At 54.3% G+C, this 18212-nt stretch carries 12 protein-coding genes and 2 pseudogenes; 10 read left to right on the top strand and 4 right to left on the bottom strand.

What is annotated here, in order from left to right:
- The first annotated feature begins 286 nt into the window (after positions 1-286).
- A complete protein-coding gene (locus tag CKW31_RS00675; RefSeq protein ID WP_095092435.1) occupies positions 287-958 on the top strand; it encodes a polysaccharide lyase family 7 protein in 672 nt (223 codons plus the stop codon).
- A 148-nt stretch (positions 959-1106) separates the two neighbouring features.
- On the opposite strand, the gene putP is transcribed toward CKW31_RS00675, so the two are convergent.
- Complete coding sequence (putP, locus tag CKW31_RS00680; RefSeq protein WP_095092436.1) at positions 1107-2597, bottom strand: sodium/proline symporter PutP; 1491 nt, start codon at positions 2595-2597, stop codon at positions 1107-1109.
- A gap of 389 nt (positions 2598-2986) precedes the next feature.
- Between putP and putA the strand changes: the two genes are divergently transcribed.
- Both putA and CKW31_RS00690 read left to right on the top strand, forming a co-directional pair.
- Positions 2987-6940: a trifunctional transcriptional regulator/proline dehydrogenase/L-glutamate gamma-semialdehyde dehydrogenase gene (gene putA, locus CKW31_RS00685; protein ID WP_095092437.1), complete on the top strand. Its 3954-nt coding sequence runs from the start codon at positions 2987-2989 to the stop codon at positions 6938-6940.
- Between the two features lie 266 nt (positions 6941-7206).
- Positions 7207-8355, top strand: a complete 1149-nt coding sequence (locus CKW31_RS00690; protein WP_095092438.1) for a hypothetical protein — start codon at positions 7207-7209, stop codon at positions 8353-8355.
- A gap of 679 nt (positions 8356-9034) precedes the next feature.
- Here CKW31_RS00690 and CKW31_RS00695 read toward each other — a convergent pair.
- Positions 9035-9355 carry a hypothetical protein gene (locus CKW31_RS00695; RefSeq protein ID WP_095092439.1) on the bottom strand — a complete coding sequence of 107 codons (321 nt, stop codon included), beginning with the start codon at positions 9353-9355 and terminating at the stop codon, positions 9035-9037.
- 761 nt (positions 9356-10116) lie between these two features.
- Between CKW31_RS00695 and CKW31_RS30000 the strand changes: the two genes are divergently transcribed.
- Both CKW31_RS30000 and CKW31_RS00705 read left to right on the top strand, forming a co-directional pair.
- Entirely contained in the window at positions 10117-10329 is a 213-nt protein-coding gene (locus CKW31_RS30000; protein WP_095092440.1) for a DUF6124 family protein, read from the top strand.
- Between the two features lie 310 nt (positions 10330-10639).
- Positions 10640-12442, top strand: a complete 1803-nt coding sequence (locus CKW31_RS00705) for an acyl-CoA dehydrogenase (RefSeq protein WP_095092441.1) — start codon at positions 10640-10642, stop codon at positions 12440-12442.
- Between the two features lies 1 nt (position 12443).
- Here the strand turns inward: CKW31_RS00705 and CKW31_RS00710 are convergent, their stop codons facing one another.
- Complete coding sequence (locus tag CKW31_RS00710; protein WP_095092442.1) at positions 12444-15110, bottom strand: dermonecrotic toxin domain-containing protein; 2667 nt, start codon at positions 15108-15110, stop codon at positions 12444-12446.
- A 137-nt stretch (positions 15111-15247) separates the two neighbouring features.
- On the opposite strand from CKW31_RS00710, the pseudogene CKW31_RS00715 reads away from it, so the two are divergent.
- The 5 genes and pseudogenes from CKW31_RS00715 to CKW31_RS00735 all read left to right on the top strand — a co-directional run.
- Positions 15248-15355 (top strand): annotated as a pseudogene (locus tag CKW31_RS00715) (IS5/IS1182 family transposase); the annotation flags it as partial.
- 175 nt (positions 15356-15530) lie between these two features.
- Positions 15531-16184, top strand: coding sequence for an Imm43 family immunity protein (locus tag CKW31_RS00720; RefSeq protein WP_095092443.1), 654 nt, complete (start codon positions 15531-15533; stop codon positions 16182-16184).
- 80 nt (positions 16185-16264) lie between these two features.
- A complete protein-coding gene (locus CKW31_RS00725) occupies positions 16265-16612 on the top strand; it encodes a hypothetical protein (RefSeq protein ID WP_095092444.1) in 348 nt (115 codons plus the stop codon).
- Between the two features lie 252 nt (positions 16613-16864).
- On the top strand, positions 16865-17362 hold the full coding sequence (locus CKW31_RS00730; protein WP_095092445.1) for a hypothetical protein: 498 nt from the start codon (positions 16865-16867) through the stop codon (positions 17360-17362).
- A gap of 91 nt (positions 17363-17453) precedes the next feature.
- A pseudogene (locus CKW31_RS00735) lies at positions 17454-17654 on the top strand (suppressor of fused domain protein); the annotation flags it as partial.
- A gap of 81 nt (positions 17655-17735) precedes the next feature.
- On the opposite strand, the gene CKW31_RS00740 reads toward CKW31_RS00735, so the two are convergent.
- Positions 17736-18188: a hypothetical protein gene (locus tag CKW31_RS00740; protein WP_095092446.1), complete on the bottom strand. Its 453-nt coding sequence runs from the start codon at positions 18186-18188 to the stop codon at positions 17736-17738.
- Positions 18189-18212 lie beyond the last annotated feature (24 nt).

The following is an 18212-nucleotide window of genomic DNA, read 5'->3' on the forward strand; positions in this document are numbered from 1 at the left end:
CCAGGGACAGTCGTTTTTGATTTCCAATCGGGCAACTTTAGTCGGCTCTCACGGAAACTGAAGATGACTTTGTGATCGCCTTCACTAAAGTTCACATTTAACCGACTAACGGTCATTTCCTACAGGCCACATGGCGCATGCCCTACAGCCAATGTGACAGCACTTTGACGTCATCCGTTCGGCAATTAATTATTAACAGTTCGTTATTGAGAACGTATAACAACAACCCGGAAAGGCTTGATCTAGACAGCCCTTACTGGCAAAGCGACATAATGGAAATTAACTTATGGTAGACATGGCTTCGTGGAATTTAAGCATTCCTGTGGGTTCGCCCCCCAAAACCATCGAGACGTCCCAGCTGAAACAAGGCTATGACGGCAAATATTTTCGTTCAGAGTCGGGCTATATCTTTTTCTGGTCACCGGTAACCGGATCAAAAACCGAAAACGCCAAATACCCGCGAAGTGAACTGCGCGAAACCTGGTCCGACGGCACACTGCACAACTGGATGTATCCGGACGCCGACAACTTCCTGTCCGCCACACTTGAAGTCAATCAGGTGCCTTCCTCGGGCAAGATCGTGATTGGCCAGATACACGCCTACGAGAGCACCGAGCCGATGCTCAAGGTTGAGTATCAGTACAAGGAAGACACCAAGTCCGGGAATATCGTTGCCAAGTTCCGCAACCGCTATGACGACGACGAAGGCCGCGTCATTCAGATTGCCGAAGGCGTACCGCTGAACGAGCGCTTCAATTACAAGATCCACCTCAGCCCCGGAGGAGATCTAAGCGTCAGCGCGAGAGGTCAGAACTGGACCAGCCCGGTCAGCGCCACCTGGCGTGACAAGCCGTTGTACTTCAAGGCAGGGGTTTACGTGCAGGACAATTCTGGCTACAGCAGCGAAGGCGGCAAGGCCACCTTCTATAAGCTGGATATTGATCACAACAAGACGTAGGGCTGTAGCGCGGCGCACAGAGAATCCCGTGGGACTGGCTTTAGCCGGGAAGGCGGCGGCACTGTCGACAATTATTCTGCGACTGTACCGACCTCTTCCCGGCTAAAGCCGGCCCCACGACGGATGTCCCGCCGCCCGCGCATTGAATTCAGCGAGTTGCAGCCTTGAACTCTTTCTCAGCCAGCTCAAAACGCGCCTGCATACCCGCCGAAGGACCTTTGCCCAACAGGCTGAACACCACGATAGCGATGCTGGCGAACAGGAAGCCCGGGATGATTTCGTACAGACCCCAGATGCCCAGTTGCTTCCAGACAATCACGGTGATTGCGCCGACCAGTACACCCGCCAGCGCGCCGTTACGGGTCATGCCTTTCCACAGTACCGAAATCAACACCACCGGGCCAAACGCAGCGCCGAACCCAGCCCAGGCATAGCTCACTAGCCCCAACACGCGGTTATCAGGATCGGCAGCCAGCACAATGGAAATGATCGCGATCAGCAGGACCATGGCGCGACCGACCCAGACCAGTTCTTTCTGCGAAGCATGTTTACGCAGGAAAGCTTTATAAAAGTCTTCTGTCAGGGCACTGGAACACACCAGCAACTGACAGCTCAACGTACTCATCACCGCCGCCAGAATCGCCGAGAGCAACACGCCGGTTACCCAAGGGTTGAACAGCAGCTTGGCCAATTCAATGAACACCCGCTCCGGGTTTTCAGTGACCGGCCCGGCGACTTCCGGGTGCGCCGAGAAGTAGGCAATCCCAAAAAAGCCCGCTGCGACCGTACCGCCCAGGCACAAGATCATCCAGGTCATGGAAATGCGACGTGCGCTGGCAATGGACTTGACCGAATCCGCCGCCATGAAACGCGCCAGAATGTGTGGCTGGCCGAAGTAACCCAGCCCCCAGCCCATCAGGGAAATGATGCCGATGATGCTGGTGTTGCGGAACATGTCGAAATTGGCCGGATCCTTGGCTTCGATGGCCAGGAAGGTCGCGTCAACACCGCCAGTCGCCAGCAGCACAATGATGGGCGTAAGGATCAGCGCGAAGATCATCAGTGTTGCCTGAACCGTGTCCGTCCAGCTTACGGCCAGGAAACCACCGACGAAGGTATAGGCGATGGTTGCCGCAGCACCCGCCCACAGCGCAGTTTCGTAGGACATGCCAAAGGTGCTTTCAAACAAGCGCGCCCCCGCGACGATGCCCGAAGCGCAATAGATGGTGAAGAACACCAGAATCACCACGGCGGAGATCACTCGCAGCAAACCGCTTTTATCTTCGAAACGGCTGGTGAAGTAATCCGGCAAGGTCAACGCATCGCCGTTGTGTTCGGTCTGCACCCGCAGGCGGCCGGCAACAAACAGCCAGTTCAGATAAGCACCGACAATCAGGCCGATGGCGATCCAGCTTTCCGACAGGCCAGACATATAAATAGCACCCGGCAGGCCCATCAACAGCCAGCCACTCATGTCCGATGCACCTGCCGACAACGCCGTGACGACGCTGCCCAGGCTACGACCGCCCAGAATGTAATCAGAGAGATTATTGGTTGAGCGATAAGCCATCAGGCCGATCAGCACCATTGCTGCGATATAGATCACGAATGTGATCAGGGTGGGATTGCTGACACTCATGGGGATTTCGCCTAAGCATTATTTTTATTGAAAGGGACGAACGATCTGCAAGCCCCACGCGAACGACTCTCGATTATCCTCGCACCAAAGCGGAGCATCCTATTCAACCTGCGGCCAAAGGTGCAACCTGTTTTCCGACAAAAAGTTGCACCACTCCCCAACCGGGCGCTGGACCTTACAAGTTTCGCCCCGTTCCAGAGCAGCCAATTCGTCGCATAACGCCGACAGCACCTTCGTTGTGCGGACCGATTTGCATGTGACTGCCCAGCTACAGCAGCCAAAAAATATTCATTGAAAAAAGGGTTGCACCCGGTTGCACCTCACCCCACTCATGGCTAATCTTGTCCGACAACCAAGGCCACGTTGCAGTGGCACGATGAGGACAACACATGGCCACCACCACGCTGGGTGTCAAACTTGACGACCCGACCCGCGAGCGATTGAAAGCAGCCGCTCAGTCCATTGACCGGACTCCGCACTGGCTCATCAAACAGGCGATTTTCAATTACCTGGAAAAGCTCGAAGGTGGTGCAACCCTTTCCGAACTCAGTGGCACTGCAAGCAAGGACGGCGATGATCACGGCGAATTGCCTGTAGACGCCGCTCATCAGTGCTTCCTTGAGTTTGCTGAAAGCATCCTGCCGCAGTCGGTGCTCCGCGCCGCAATCACCGCTGCTTACCGTCGCCCGGAGCCGGAAGTGGTGCCGATGCTCATCGAACAGGCACGCCTGCCGGTAGCGATGGCAGAAGCCACCAACAAGCTCGCCGCGACCATCGCCGAGAAACTGCGCAATCAGAAAAGCGCTGGCGGTCGTGCAGGAATCGTTCAGGGCCTGCTACAGGAATTTTCGCTGTCGTCTCAGGAAGGCGTCGCTTTGATGTGCCTGGCCGAAGCCCTACTGCGTATCCCGGACAAAGGCACCCGCGACGCGTTGATCCGCGACAAGATCAGCACCGGCAACTGGCACCCACACCTGGGCAACAGCCCCTCGCTGTTCGTCAACGCTGCGACGTGGGGGCTGCTGCTGACGGGTAAGCTGGTCTCGACCCACAACGAAGCCGGGTTGACCTCATCCCTGAGCCGCATCATCGGCAAGAGCGGCGAGCCGATGATCCGCAAGGGTGTGGACATGGCCATGCGTCTCATGGGCGAGCAGTTCGTCACCGGCGAAACCATCGGCGAAGCCCTGGCCAACGCCAGCCGTTTTGAAGCCAAAGGCTTCCGTTATTCCTACGACATGCTCGGCGAAGCCGCACTCACCGAGCACGACGCACAGAAATACCTGGCCTCTTACGAACAAGCGATCCACTCCATCGGCAAAGCCTCTCATGGTCGTGGCATTTACGAAGGCCCGGGTATCTCCATCAAGCTGTCGGCGCTGCACCCGCGTTACAGCCGCGCCCAGTACGAACGCGTCATGGAAGAGTTGTACCCGCGCCTGCTGTCGCTGACGCTGCTGGCCAAGCAATACGACATCGGCCTGAACATCGACGCCGAAGAAGCCGATCGCCTTGAGCTGTCGCTGGATCTGCTTGAACGCCTGTGCTTCGAGCCGCAACTGACGGGCTGGAACGGGATTGGCTTTGTCATCCAGGCTTACCAGAAGCGCTGCCCGTATGTGATCGACTACGTGATCGATCTGGCCCGTCGCAGTCGCCACCGCCTGATGATTCGACTGGTGAAAGGCGCTTACTGGGACAGCGAAATCAAGCGTGCCCAGGTCGAAGGTCTGGAAGGCTATCCGGTCTATACCCGCAAGGTGTACACCGACGTTTCCTACATCGCCTGCGCCCGCAAACTGCTGTCGGTGCCGGAAGTCATCTATCCGCAATTCGCCACGCACAATGCCCATACGCTGTCGGCCATTTACCATATCGCCGGTCAGAACTATTACCCCGGCCAGTACGAATTCCAGTGCCTCCACGGCATGGGCGAACCGCTTTACGAACAAGTGGTGGGCAAGGTTGCCGATGGCAAGCTGAACCGACCGTGCCGCGTGTATGCCCCGGTAGGCACCCACGAAACGCTGCTGGCTTATCTGGTGCGTCGCCTGCTGGAAAACGGCGCTAACACCTCCTTCGTCAACCGGATTGCCGATCAGTCCATCTCCATTCAGGAACTGGTGGCTGATCCAGTAGCCAGCATCGAGCGCATGGCGACTCAGGAAGGTGGCTTCGGTCTGCCGCACCCGCGCATTCCGTTGCCGCGCGATCTGTATGGCTCTGAACGCGCCAACTCCAGCGGTATCGACCTGGCCAACGAACACCGTCTGGGCTCGTTGTCTTCCGCCCTCCTGGCCACCGCGCACAACGACTGGAAAGCTGCGCCAATGCTCGGCAGCCCCGCCAGCGAAGGCACGACAACCCCGCTGCTGAACCCATCCGATCTGCGTGATGTGGTCGGTCATGTGCAGGAAGCCAGCCTGGAAGATGTCGACAATGCCCTGCTCTGCGCCCTGAGCTCCGGCCCGATCTGGCAAGCCACTCCGCCGGCCGAACGCGCGGCTATCCTGGAGCGTGCCGCCGACCTGATGGAGGCCGAGATTCAGCCACTGATGGGCCTGCTGGCTCGCGAGGCGGGCAAGACCTTCGCCAACGCTATCGCTGAAGTCCGCGAAGCGGTGGACTTCCTGCGCTACTACGCGGTGCAGGCACGCAATGACTTCAGCAATGACGCCCATCGCCCATTGGGGCCAGTGGTGTGTATCAGCCCGTGGAACTTCCCGCTGGCGATCTTCAGCGGTCAAGTCGCAGCTGCACTCGCCGCCGGTAACCCAGTGCTGGCCAAACCAGCGGAACAAACGCCACTGGTTGCCGCACAAGCCGTTCGCATTCTGCTGGAAGCGGGCATCCCCGAAGGCGTGCTGCAATTGCTACCCGGCCGCGGCGAAACGGTTGGCGCGCGCCTGGTCGGCGATGATCGCGTCAAAGGCGTGATGTTCACCGGTTCGACTGAGGTCGCCCGCCTGCTGCAACGCAACATCGCCGGTCGGCTTGATGCCCAGGGTCGCCCGATCCCGCTCATCGCTGAAACCGGTGGTCAGAACGCGATGATCGTCGACTCCTCGGCGCTCACCGAGCAAGTGGTCATTGATGTGGTGTCTTCCGCGTTCGACAGCGCCGGTCAGCGCTGCTCCGCCCTGCGTGTGCTTTGCCTGCAGGAAGATTCCGCTGACCGTGTCATCGAAATGCTCAAAGGTGCCATGGCGGAGTGCCGTCTAGGTAACCCGGAACGTTTGTCTGTGGACATCGGCCCGGTGATCGACGCTGAAGCCAAGGCGGGCATCGATAAACACATTCAAGGCATGCGCGATAAAGGCCGTACGGTCTACCAAGTTGCAATCGCCGACGGCGAAGAAATCAAGCGCGGCACCTACGTGATGCCAACCCTGATCGAGCTGGAAAGCTTCGATGAGCTGCAAAGTGAGATCTTCGGCCCGGTGCTGCACGTGGTTCGCTACAAGCGCAAGGAACTGGACCAGTTGATCGGCCAGATCAACGCCTCCGGTTACGGCCTGACGCTCGGCGTACATACTCGTATCGACGAGACCATTGCCAAAGTCATCGACAACGTCAACGCGGGCAACGTTTACGTTAACCGCAACATCGTCGGTGCCGTGGTCGGCGTGCAACCGTTCGGCGGCGAAGGTCTGTCGGGTACGGGGCCTAAAGCGGGCGGGCCGTTGTACCTGTATCGTCTGCTCTCGACCCGTCCGGTCGACGCTATTGAGCAATCGTTTGTGCGCGGCGATGCGCTGGTAGCACCTGACACCCGCATGCGCGACGCCTTGAGCCAGCCGTTGCAGGCGCTGAAAACCTGGGCAACCGGCAATCAGCAAGCCGACCTGGACCAGCTCTGCAGCCAGTTCGCCGTGCAATCGCAAAGCGGCGTGACTCGCCTGCTGGCTGGCCCGACCGGCGAGCGCAACAGCTACAGCATCTTGCCGCGCGAACATGTGCTGTGCCTGGCCGAGGCAGAAAGCGATCTGCTGATTCAACTGGCTGCCGTTCTGGCAGTGGGTAGCACAGCGATCTGGTCTGATAACTCGCTTGGCAAACCGCTACGCGCTCGCCTGCCAAAAGAAGTTCAAGCGCGCATAAAGCTAGTGGCTGACTGGACCAAAGACGAGGTGCTGATCGACGCTGTTCTGCACCACGGCGACTCGGACCAATTACGCGCAGTATGCGAGCAAGTGGCCCTGCGCCCGGGTGCCATCGTCGGCGTCAACGGTTTGTCCCATGGCGAAACCAACGTTGCGCTGGAGCGTCTGGTGATAGAGCGCGCATTGAGCGTCAACACCGCAGCTGCGGGCGGTAATGCGAGCTTGATGACCATCGGTTGATGGGCTGACCAACAATAAAAAAGAGAGCGCAGGCTCTCTTTTTTATTGCCCATAATTTGATTTCTTGACAACTAAGGCACTTATTGATTCGCTACAAAATGAGCTTTACATACTTCAGAACCCACCGGAAAAACTTTCAGTAAACGCTGAACAATCAGCTTTGAGAAAAGCGTTGAATTCTTTTATCTGCTGTGATTAAACGCATTATCGATTGATCAAAAACCTCTTTCGAAAATATATAATTACCGCAACTAGAGAATTAACTAATGACTCAAAATCAAAGAACTGAACTTGACCCTGAATTTGGTGAAAACGGTAAACTCGATGTTCGCCCGCCAGGCAACTTTCGCAATGATCTGTCGAGCGTCACCACCGATGAATCAGGGCTAAGACTGATGATCTATGGGGCCTACGAGCGACAAACACCGCAGTTGTCCATTCCGGGCGTTGCCTCGCTTTTCCTCAACGGTAACTTCGACACCCGCTTCGGCGACCGGCAGGATGGCCTGACCATCGCACCTCCAAGCATTCTGGCAACGAGCGCCAGTAGCATCGCCAGGCTGTCTGATGGATCCTTCTTTGTCACAGGTGCAGCGTCCAGCCAACTTCCGCTGCTCAGATATGACCACGAAGGGCGACTCATGTACTTCATGGATTTGGCCGAGGGGCCGCAATACTCCACCCCACGAGTATTGGGGATGGGTGATGCGGTCCTGCTGGCCTCCTCAGACCGTAATGGTGGTGTGATTTATTGCCGCAACGACGAAACTGAAGAGCCTGAGTTTGGTATAGGGGGGAAAGCAACTTTCCTGACTGGCAATAGTTATGTGTCTACATTGCACATGGCGCGATGTGCTGATAGCTGGTCGTTTTATCTGGCCGGGGAAGTTGGCAATGAGGGCTATATCCTGCGTATGAACCGCACGGGGCAACTGGATCAAGATTTTGCCAACGCCGGCGTGTATTCCATCAGGATGGTCAATGCTCGCTACAGCGCTTGCCGCCGAGTGATTGAATTGCCCGATGGTAAAATCCTTGCACTCATCAACGGCTCCGGCTCCGATATTGGTGCGGCCAGCTATCTGATTCGCCTGACCGCCACAGGCCGAATCGACGCCACATTCAACCGCGGCGAACCATTGCGCATGCCTGGCGAGGTAGGCGAAGACATGACACTGCACGCCGATGGCAGAATCCTGGTGGCTAATCGCGGGGTGATGACTGGAAACCAGCTGACCCGCTACCTGCCTGATGGTTTGCTGGACATCGAGTTCGGTCATGACGGCGCAGGCTCAATCACCTTTACTGACGACCAGATCGGGTTCGTGAAAGGCGTGATGGTCCAGCCTGATGGCAAGATCCTAATTGGCGGAACATCGGGCTCGATCACTACGCTGCTGAGGTTGCTGGCGTAAGCCCTGCTCACTGCAGGAGATTCTATATTCGGCCGCAAGCTGATTGACGACGTGGGACCGGCTTTAGCCGGGAAGGCGGTGTTTCTGCAGATAAAAAATCAACGTCTGCCCCGGCCTCTTCCCGGCTAAAGCCGGTCCCACGTCAGTGAATTCTGTGGGAGATTCTATGCTTGTCCGCAAAGCTGATTGACGACGTGGGAACCGGCTTTAGCCGGGATGGCGGTGTTTCTGCAGATAAAAAATCAGCGTCTGCCCCGGCCTCTTCCCGGCTAAAGCCGGTCCCACGTCAGTGAATTCTGTGGCGGATTCTATGCTTGTCCGCAAGCTGATTGACGACGTGGGACCGGCTTTAGCCGGGAAGGCGGTGTTTCTACTGATGAAAATTCAGCGTCTCCCCCGGCCTCTTCCCGGCTAAAGCCGGTCCCACGTCAGTTAATTCTGTGGCGGACTCTATGCTTGTCCGCAAGCTGATTGACGACATGGGACTGGCATTAGCCGGGAAGGCGGTGTTTCTACTGATGAAAATTCAGCGTCTGTCCCGGCCTCTTCCCGGCTAAATCCGGTCCCACGAGTTTTTTGTTTCCCGCATAAGAGCGCAGCAGCAAACACAAAGCGGCCGCGGCTACAGAGCGCGAAAACTTCACAATAAACGATTCACAAAGTCCAGTTACTGGACAAATCAGGTCTGCATATAGGTCAGCCCCGAGAGCAAAGTAATACCGGCGCGAGGATCCGTGATTGAGTACTGAAATTGCAATAACGACCCAGCGTTTGCATCAATTAGATTCTGCGGTACGGGTTCCGTCAGCGGAAAAACAGCATTCGTAATGGTTTTCGTAAACTCCGGACTCAGAAACCCTCGAATATAGATTTTTAAATCATCGCCCGAACGAGGGGAGTCAATAACCAGCGCTACGCCCCCAACAGAGGACGGAAACTCCAGCCCCGGTGGATCAACGTCATAGATTCGCGCCTTTTTTATATCTCCAACACTTGTCATGATCAAACTCTTGTAAAGTTCACGCCGGACTATCCGAACGCATTCCGAGCATAACTTGGCAAGCATTAACGTGCAAAAACAGCCAAGCCCGACCTTCAGACATAAATTTCTTAGATAACAACCAGCTAGCCCTCCCTTAGAAGAATTAGCTACTTTACTGATGCCAAACTAATCTATGACTCAGAAGACTACCCGCTCACCTTTAATAAAAATGCTCCTTCTTATTTCAGGTTACTTACGCCCTGTAGATGCTCTAGGGGTCGCGTTTCTTGCAGCTATCTCTCTTTTTCTATACACCGGACGGGGAGCTGGCTTTTAGGATGGAAGGCGGTTTTCCTGACAACCAGACATCAGTGACTGCGCTGGACTCTTCCCGGCTGAAGCCGGTCCCACGACAGCGCGGGGGTGGGATGCGGGAATATCCCACAGCAACCCGGTTACTTTCGCTAACGAAACGCCCTGTAAATTGGGCGTTTCCGACAGGCTTCTCCCTTTCTTCTGCGTGAAACTTCCTAGAGACTCCTGACCCCGTTGCGTGGGTGTTCTCGTCTCTCTAGGCTGCGTCGGTCACTGCTCATCAGTGATCGGGTTTAGCAGCCTGCCGTATCCACCGCGCAACAACACCGTTTATGGCGGCTTTGCGCGGGGCGCCTTCGGGCGCGCCGGTTTTGGTGGGTACCCGGTCTGCTAACCCGCGACAAAGCCGCCACCCCTTATTCGTTTAGCAGCGTTTGAAAGGTGGCCCCAGAGAGATACTCACCATGACAACAGTAACGCCAGTCACATCGCAAACTTCACTCGAAAAATCCTTGCTACACGTCTCCGAACTCCTACGCTGCGCAGCAGCAACCGCCTACGAATCCGGCGACAGCCTAAACGGCCCGAAACGCGACCTGGCCTTCTCCGTCGTTCACCTGATCGGCATGGCCCGGACCGAACTGGATCGCTCATTAGCGGGAGTTGAAGCTCGATAAATTCCAGCCAGACAGGTCGTCTCGGCAACAAGTTGCCTCCTACCTGACGCGGCGCTGTCTCGCAGCAAACACTGGGCCTGTAGGAGCTGCCGAAGGCTGCGATCGCGGTGTATCAGGAGAAATGCTTCGCAGCCTTCGGCAGCTCCTACAGAAAAGCATTCCAGATCAGGTGATTAAATTTTTTTGATGAGCAGCGCCTGCCAAGCAGCCTCACGCCTGCTTTCCCCCACCATCACCCAAATCAATCATCCTGTGCAGCCCAAACACACACGCTTAGACTCAACCCACTCCCACAAAAAGGTACAGGGTCATGTCCGAGTTGCTGCTCAGTTCCCGCAATCTGGCTTTCGAGCTTTACGAAGTGCTGGACGCCGAAGCGCTGACACGGCGTGAGCGGTTTGCCGAGCACAACCGCGAGACATTCGATGCGGCGATCGGCACTGCCCGTACCATTGCCGAAAAATACTTCGCGCCACACAACCGCAAGGCCGATGAAAACGAGCCTCGCTATGAAAATGGCGAGGCGATTCTGATCCCCGAGGTCAAACCTGCCGTTGATGCGTTTCTTGAGGCGGGCTTTCTAAATGCAGCGCGCAGCTTCGAGGACGGCGGGATGCAGTTGCCGACACTTTTGTCGCAAGCCTGCTTTGCCCATTTCCAGGCTGCGAATGCAGGCTCTACGGCTTATCCGTTCCTGACCATGGGCGCTGCAAACCTGATCGAAAGCTTTGGCAGCGACGAGCAGAAACAGCGCTTCCTGCAACCGATGATTGAAGGCCGCTTTTTCGGCACCATGGCCCTGACCGAGCCCCACGCGGGTTCATCACTCTCAGACATTCGCACCCGCGCCGAGCCTTTTGACGACGGTAGCTATCGTCTGCGCGGCAACAAGATTTTTATCTCCGGCGGCGATCATCAGCTGTCTGAAAATATCGTGCACATGGTGCTCGCCAAGCTCCCGGATGCGCCTGCCGGAGTCAAAGGTATTTCGCTGTTTATCGTGCCCAAATTTCTGGTTAACGAAGACGGCAGCCTCGGCCCGCGTAACGATGTGGTTCTGGCTGGGCTGTTCCACAAGATGGGCTGGCGTGGTACCACATCAACGGCGCTTAATTTCGGCGATAACGGTCACTGTGTGGGTTATCTGGTGGGCAAGCCGCATCAGGGCCTGAACTGTATGTTCCAGATGATGAACGAGGCGCGAATCGGTGTAGGCATGGGCGCGGTCATGCTCGGTTACGCGGGTTATCTGTATTCGCTGGATTACGCTCGCGAGCGGCCACAAGGACGTCTGCCAGACAGTAAAAGCCCGGATAGCAACCCTGTGCCGATCATTCAGCACGCCGACGTCAAGCGCATGCTGCTGACTCAAAAAGCTTACGTGGAAGGCGCTTTCGATCTAGGCCTGTATGCCGCTCGGCTGTTCGACGATACCACCACCGGCGAGACCGAAGAGGTTCGTCAGCAAGCACAGCAGTTGCTGGACTTGCTCACGCCCATCGTCAAAGCCTGGCCATCGGAGTTTTGCCTGAAAGCCAACGAGCTGGCGATTCAGATTCTTGGCGGTCACGGCTACACACGGGAATACCCGGTGGAGCAGTATTACCGTGACAATCGTCTGAACCCGATCCACGAAGGCACCAACGGTATCCAGTCACTGGACCTGTTGGGCCGCAAGCTGGCACAAAACGGTGGTGCAGGTCTTAAACAGTTATTGCGGCTGATTGCCGAAACCTCGCAACGCGCTCAAGCACATGAAGCATTGACCGAATTACGCCAACCACTGGAGCAATTGGTGGCGCGCCTGCAAGCCGTGACACTCGGCCTGCTGGGTGATCTGGCGCTAGGAAAAGTGAACGCGACCCTGGCGAACTCGGCGCTGTACCTCAAGGTGTTCGGTCATACGGTGATCGGCTGGCGGTGGCTGGAACAGGCGATTCACGCACAGCAAGGCCTCGCTGACGGCAGCGAGGCCGATAAGGTTTTTTATCAGGGCAAACTGCAGGCCGCCCGATACTTCCTGACGTGGGAAATACCGGGCTGTCATCACGAGTTGGCGATTCTTGAGTCTCGTGATGACCTGTGTCTGGCCATGCAGGACGACTGGTTCTGAATCAGGTCGCCGACGGGAAGAACAACTCCAGCAGCGATGCGCCCTGCGGTCCGAGTTTCGCGGCGTACTGTTCGCGACTGAAAGGCTCGCCGGTGCGCAGGTCAAAGATCCGGCCTGCTGGCTCTCCTGTGCGATGCCGACCTGCCGGGCTCTCGCTCAAGCGCACTTTGATGAATTTGAAATGCTCGCCCACTACTTCCTCAATGCTTTCGATCCTGAAATAGGTACCGGGCTTGAAGACTGATTCGGCCTCCTCCCAATCGCCCGAAAATGGCGATATAGGCGTTGCCGTGCGATAGGTCTTGCTCGGCAATTCGAAAACGATGGATGTGTCGTCGAACCTGATCACGGCACCGTCGTTGATGTGTAACTGAAAAATATGCGACTGCACGCCGCCCTGGCTGCTGGAAAAGATGCGCGCCACGTAGGGGTTTTCGCTGAAGGAGGTGAAGTCGGTGTTGACCAGAATATCCCCTGCCTTGATCTTCCCGCTACGAAACGTAATGCCCGACGTACTGCGATGGCCACTGCCGCCGCGATAGAGGTCAACGTCGTTGTTGCAACCGATGCTGTCGATATCCTCGGCAAGTTCTTCGATCATTTCGATCTGATTGGGGAGTGTCGATTCGCCGGTGCGCAGGTAGACGTTGAAATCTGCGTCGCGTGCCGTGTAATCCGATACGCGCCCACCCATGTATTCCCCCTCGGTTTTGAACAACCGATGCTCGTCGCCCCAGGCGTCAACCAACAGCCTGTTACCGTCCTCATCGGTTTTGATGAAGCCACCGGTGTCCATGTCCGAGTCGAAATCCGAGTCTGGGTCGTACTCGCGAACGCAGTCATCCACTACCGCTTTCTGTCGTGCAAGGGCGATCTTGGAAAGTCGCTCCTCTTCGAGCAGATCAAAGCGCATGTAGGTGTCCCAGAACGCGGATTTGGTCGAGACCATCGAGTGAGACTGAGGCGCAGACGGCGACGTTGAACCTGAGACGTCATCGAGTGGAGAGCCCCCTGCCAGCTGAGGTGGAGCCAACAGCTCCCAGTCATCGTGCGCATTGAGTCGCACCGGTTTGAAGCCAAAAAAGGCAAACGGGTTTTCAGGGTCGACGATGGTCCAGGTTCGCAGCGAGCTGTTGTATGAAACGCGATAGGGCAGATTGTGGATTTCAATCCACGTTTCACCGTTAGCCCGCACCCTGATGCCTCGCATATGTCCGGAGACATCAACGATGTCTTCATCCAGAATCACGTTACCGCGCAGTTCGGCCAACGACGCTTCGCTGTTATAAGCGGGCACCCAGTCCTCCACCGTCTCAATCACAGCACCCGAGTCCGACAACGCGGCGCCCGCCCCCGCCAGATCCGGCAGGTTGAACACCACAAAAACCGAATTCAGAATGGCGCTGATCACCCCGGCCTTGCGCAGTCTCGACGTGTTGCCGTTAAGGGCCTGATCAATGCTCAGGCCGACATTGGTGAGAGCGGCGCCCACGAGGGTCAGGGTCAATGGCCACGCCAATGGCGCGATCCCGTCGAACACCTGAGTGAAGGCGTTTAGATACCCCATCATCATCTGCTTGCGCAGGTCGGAGTTCGACGTCAGCAGCAGATGCGCCTGCGCATTCATGTTGGCCTGAGCGAGTTCACGCAGATGCTCAAACACATCTGTGACAATCTCATGATCGACGCGATTGATGACTTTTTGATCGGACCATTCATGCCGTTGCAGTTGTCCGATCCAACTGTCAAAGACTCCACCGTCCTGCTCCTTTGCCGCCTGCGAGGAAAAGAAATGCAGCGTGAAAGCCGAGCGCGACACATCAGTTGCGCATTGTCCCAACACCCAGCTTTGCAACGCAGCTTCAGAGGCAAAGAAATGAAAAGCGGGCCTCTGCGCGGGCATATACAGAATCTGGACGCCACTGCCATCGACAATTCGAACAATGTCATGGGCGATGTACTCTCCAATGTCGAAACTACGAAACGTAATGCCCGGTTGCGGAGTGATACGCGCACGGAGCAACGCGCCAGTCATGACATCCGGCACTGAAGACGCCACTGCATGGATAACTGTCCGGTACTGTCCGTCCTGTAACCTGCCGGCCCGCTTCGCGTTGGCGGCAGCGGCGAGAAAATGCGCCTTGGCAAGGGTGCGGAAGTTCTCGCCATGCGCGGCCCAGAAGTGCGTCACTGCGCTTTTGTAGGTGGACGCAAAATCTGCGGCCCAGAAATCATTCAGCACATCACGGGGCAGAAGAGGGACTTCGTTGCGCTCATTGAAAACCCGGCACTCTGGCCCATCAGTGTAGAAGCCGCCCATTTGTTGCAGCGTGCCGGGCGTTGCATCCTGGTCCTGAGCGCTGAAGCGGTGCATGACCAGTTCCACCAGCGTCATGGACTCGGCGGGCTGACCAACATGCTCCCACCCAGTGAAAGTCCGAGGGCTGGAGCGGGTGCCGTCTGTAAAGCGATGCCAGTACACCTTGTCCGGGTCGAGGTGCACGGCGGAGTGTTTTTTCAGGATCCTGCGTGCTTGAACATAGGCTTGCCCGTGAATATCGGGGTAGTCACTGAGGAACCGGCGCGCCATTCTCTTGAGCCGGGACTCATCGCTGGAGCGACGTTGGTGAAGTGCTGCACGGTCAAAACCAGTTGTTTTAGACGCCATTTTTTCCATTCCTTTGGATGCATTGAGTGCTTATCCAATCAGCAAAGGATGGAGGATGTGCAGTACTTAATTACCTACCTGCGATGAGCTTCGCAGCTATGACTCGATGATCAGATTTTGTACGAAAATCGGTGGACCGCAGAATAGGCACTCGTTACGACAAGCTGGTCAAAAGCTTCGCAGCTATGGTCACCTTGGCTTGCACCCTGGGTTGTGTGCGGCAGTATTTTTCGTATAAAACCTGAATCGACCGGGGGTTGGGAATACCCATGAGACTATTCGACGCTGGTAGAAAGTGATGTCGCAAAGCTTGATACTGCTGTCACAGAAGGAAGGCTCTTGGACATGGAACTGCACTGGCGCTGAATCTATAGACAGGCGGCGAGTGAACATCCCAGATAGCAATGTAAAAAATCAGCAATGTTGGAACGCTATGCCAAGGGGGCAATGGTGTTTTTAATCAACTATAAATCGGGTGGTAAAGGCTGTCCTGAGGGCGGTATTTATGGGGAGCTTCAACCCCATCACTGGAATTCGAATGACTTTTCAGACTCAAGATTTCCTCAGCCGGGAACCCTCCTCGAGTTCCTTGCCAGGCACAAAAACCTGGAGACCGATTTCTTTTATTTCGGTAGCGAATTCATCTGCTCTGAAAAAATGCTGAAAATAATTAAGCTTTTCCGCCATGGCAGAATTGATACCGTGGAAATCCGCGTCCACCTTCAAGGATGCAAATCACCCACACCACCGAAAAAGTACTATCTTCTGCGCAGCCGAGAAATAAGGAGCTTGCTGGACCAAAAGAACGCCGTTTATGAAACCAGAAAAGACCCGAGTACAAACCTGCCTGAAAAAGACATCTACCACGATGACAGATACATTTACGACTCGATAACAAAATTTGTCATTGAGAAGAAGGACATTGATTTAGATTTTTTTATTTGCGGCGAAATGCTAATGAATGAATATGTTTTTTCTCCGAGCCTAAAACGAGCTATAGAGTCAGAAAACTTAAAAGGCATAAGCTTTATTGATATCGAGCAAAGTTTTTACGACGCGAAACTAGAATTCTAGCTTTCGCCTTAAAAGTGCCTGTACGAAAACAAGGGCGTTGGTTGCTCTTTGATAAATGAGTGAGAGGGTGGAGCATACTGATGAACACTTTAAGCATTGGCAACCCTATCGTCATTGCAGACTTGATCAAGGCATTAACACCTGGATCAGCGATGATAGACGATCTGTGCCTGTACACGCAGGAGGAAATAGAGACCATAACACCTGAAACAATCTGTTATTTGGATCACTACCCAATAATTATAAACGACAAAGAGATTTACAGCGAGTTTGTGACCTCCAACGAGCTTGAACTCCTGTACTACGGAGAGCAATTCAATGATGTCTTAAGCAATATATACAATCAGAAAAAAACTGCAGACACGAATATTATCATTCAAGCTTTGAACTACTACATGGATAATGACGATTTTTTAGACATCGACTGACATTAAAAAATTTACATATCAAACCTGACACCAAGCCGGATTCGACCGAATGCTCTTTAACAATGCGTAAAACACGCCCAGATGTTATCACCCTGAAATCGGTGGCTTATCAGGCAGGGTCCGGCTGGATTGGAGAGAACTATAAAGCCTTTACAAGTATATTCTTAATCTGACACCATCGAAGCACGAGACCACCGATAAAATTAGACACACATATTATAGGCTTGTAAATATAATTAAAGGAGTAGACCTATGGTAAGCCTGCAAAATGCTCGAAGCTGGATTGAGGGGGAGATTTATTCAAACCTCCTGGAGCAAATGGTTCAAAACCTGAAACTAGCGGTGAGTGATAAAGTCATCTCTGACACATTACTGGAATATGACATCGAAAACATCAACGCGGCAAGTGCGACCATAAAAGATCTTGAAGAAATCGCCAGTGACACGCTTTTTTGCGGGATTTACGTGATTGCGAAACTGAAAGGTATAGAAGGAACTGAGAACCAGCAGGAAGGAAGACATAGTGAAGATGAGGATGACGTTCTAGTAGAGACTCTTCCCTTCTATAGAAACTTTCTAAATATCTACCTGATTGAACTACACATCCTTAAATCCCAACCGGAGAGGCTAGAGTCTTACTTGAAGAAAATCAGAATACCTAACTCTAAGCAGTACGCCAAGCAACTGCGATCTATTTATGAATCGATACTTCAGCCTTCAAATTTTACTGGAAGCACTCAAGATGCCTAGCGTGGAAAACGCTGTTGATGAATACTGTCCAAGAACCAAGATGCCTCACCTATATCTCTGCGTACCTTTTTTATAGAACGATGGCCATTTTGAAGAATTGATTTTTGATGAAGTCAAAATAAGCTGGCTACAATGTTTTGCAATTTATGACATTGAAAAGAAACTTATAGATAAAAACGGCAGTGATGCTTTTGAGGATCTAATGTCCATACAGGAAACTGATGTGTTCGACATGGAACGTCAACCTGTCAGGTTACCCTACCAGGTTTGTACAAGAAGTTGGTGCGGGTAGAATTGCCGCCGTGATTGGCTGGAGGCACGCATCGTGGGAATCGATCAAGGATCTGTCCTCTCCAGAGCGAAGGAACGATAGTTACAGGGGGAGTCTTGCCCTCATCCATTCCAGACGTGTGGGAGGCATCGTGATTGTATGGTCTTTCTGCCCCATGTCATCTTGATAGATAATACTGTTTTCGAAAACCTTCAGCGGTTCATGTCCGGGCTGGCCGTCCCAAAAAACCTTATAATATCTTCTGGCTAACAGTTCGCCTTGATCGTCGAAAATGGTCAATCGGACCCTTTCCATACCATCGCCATCAAAAAGACTATTATTTACCCCGGCCCCGCAAATAGTTATCAGGAACGTTTCATTGCCGATTTTTTTCGTACCTCCATTTAACTTTTCCGTGTGATTATAGTTATTACAATCAGAATCATCGAACAGATTGAAGGCAGTCGAGTAAGCCACCAAAACAAACAACATAAAAACAAATAAGAAAAAAGACGCGAGATGCGTTTTTCTTACATAGGTTCTGAGGGTTTGCATAATGTATCCAGCCTTATGATAAAA

The organism is Pseudomonas sp. Irchel 3A5 (assembly GCF_900187575.1).
Lineage (GTDB): Bacteria > Pseudomonadota > Gammaproteobacteria > Pseudomonadales > Pseudomonadaceae > Aquipseudomonas > Aquipseudomonas folii.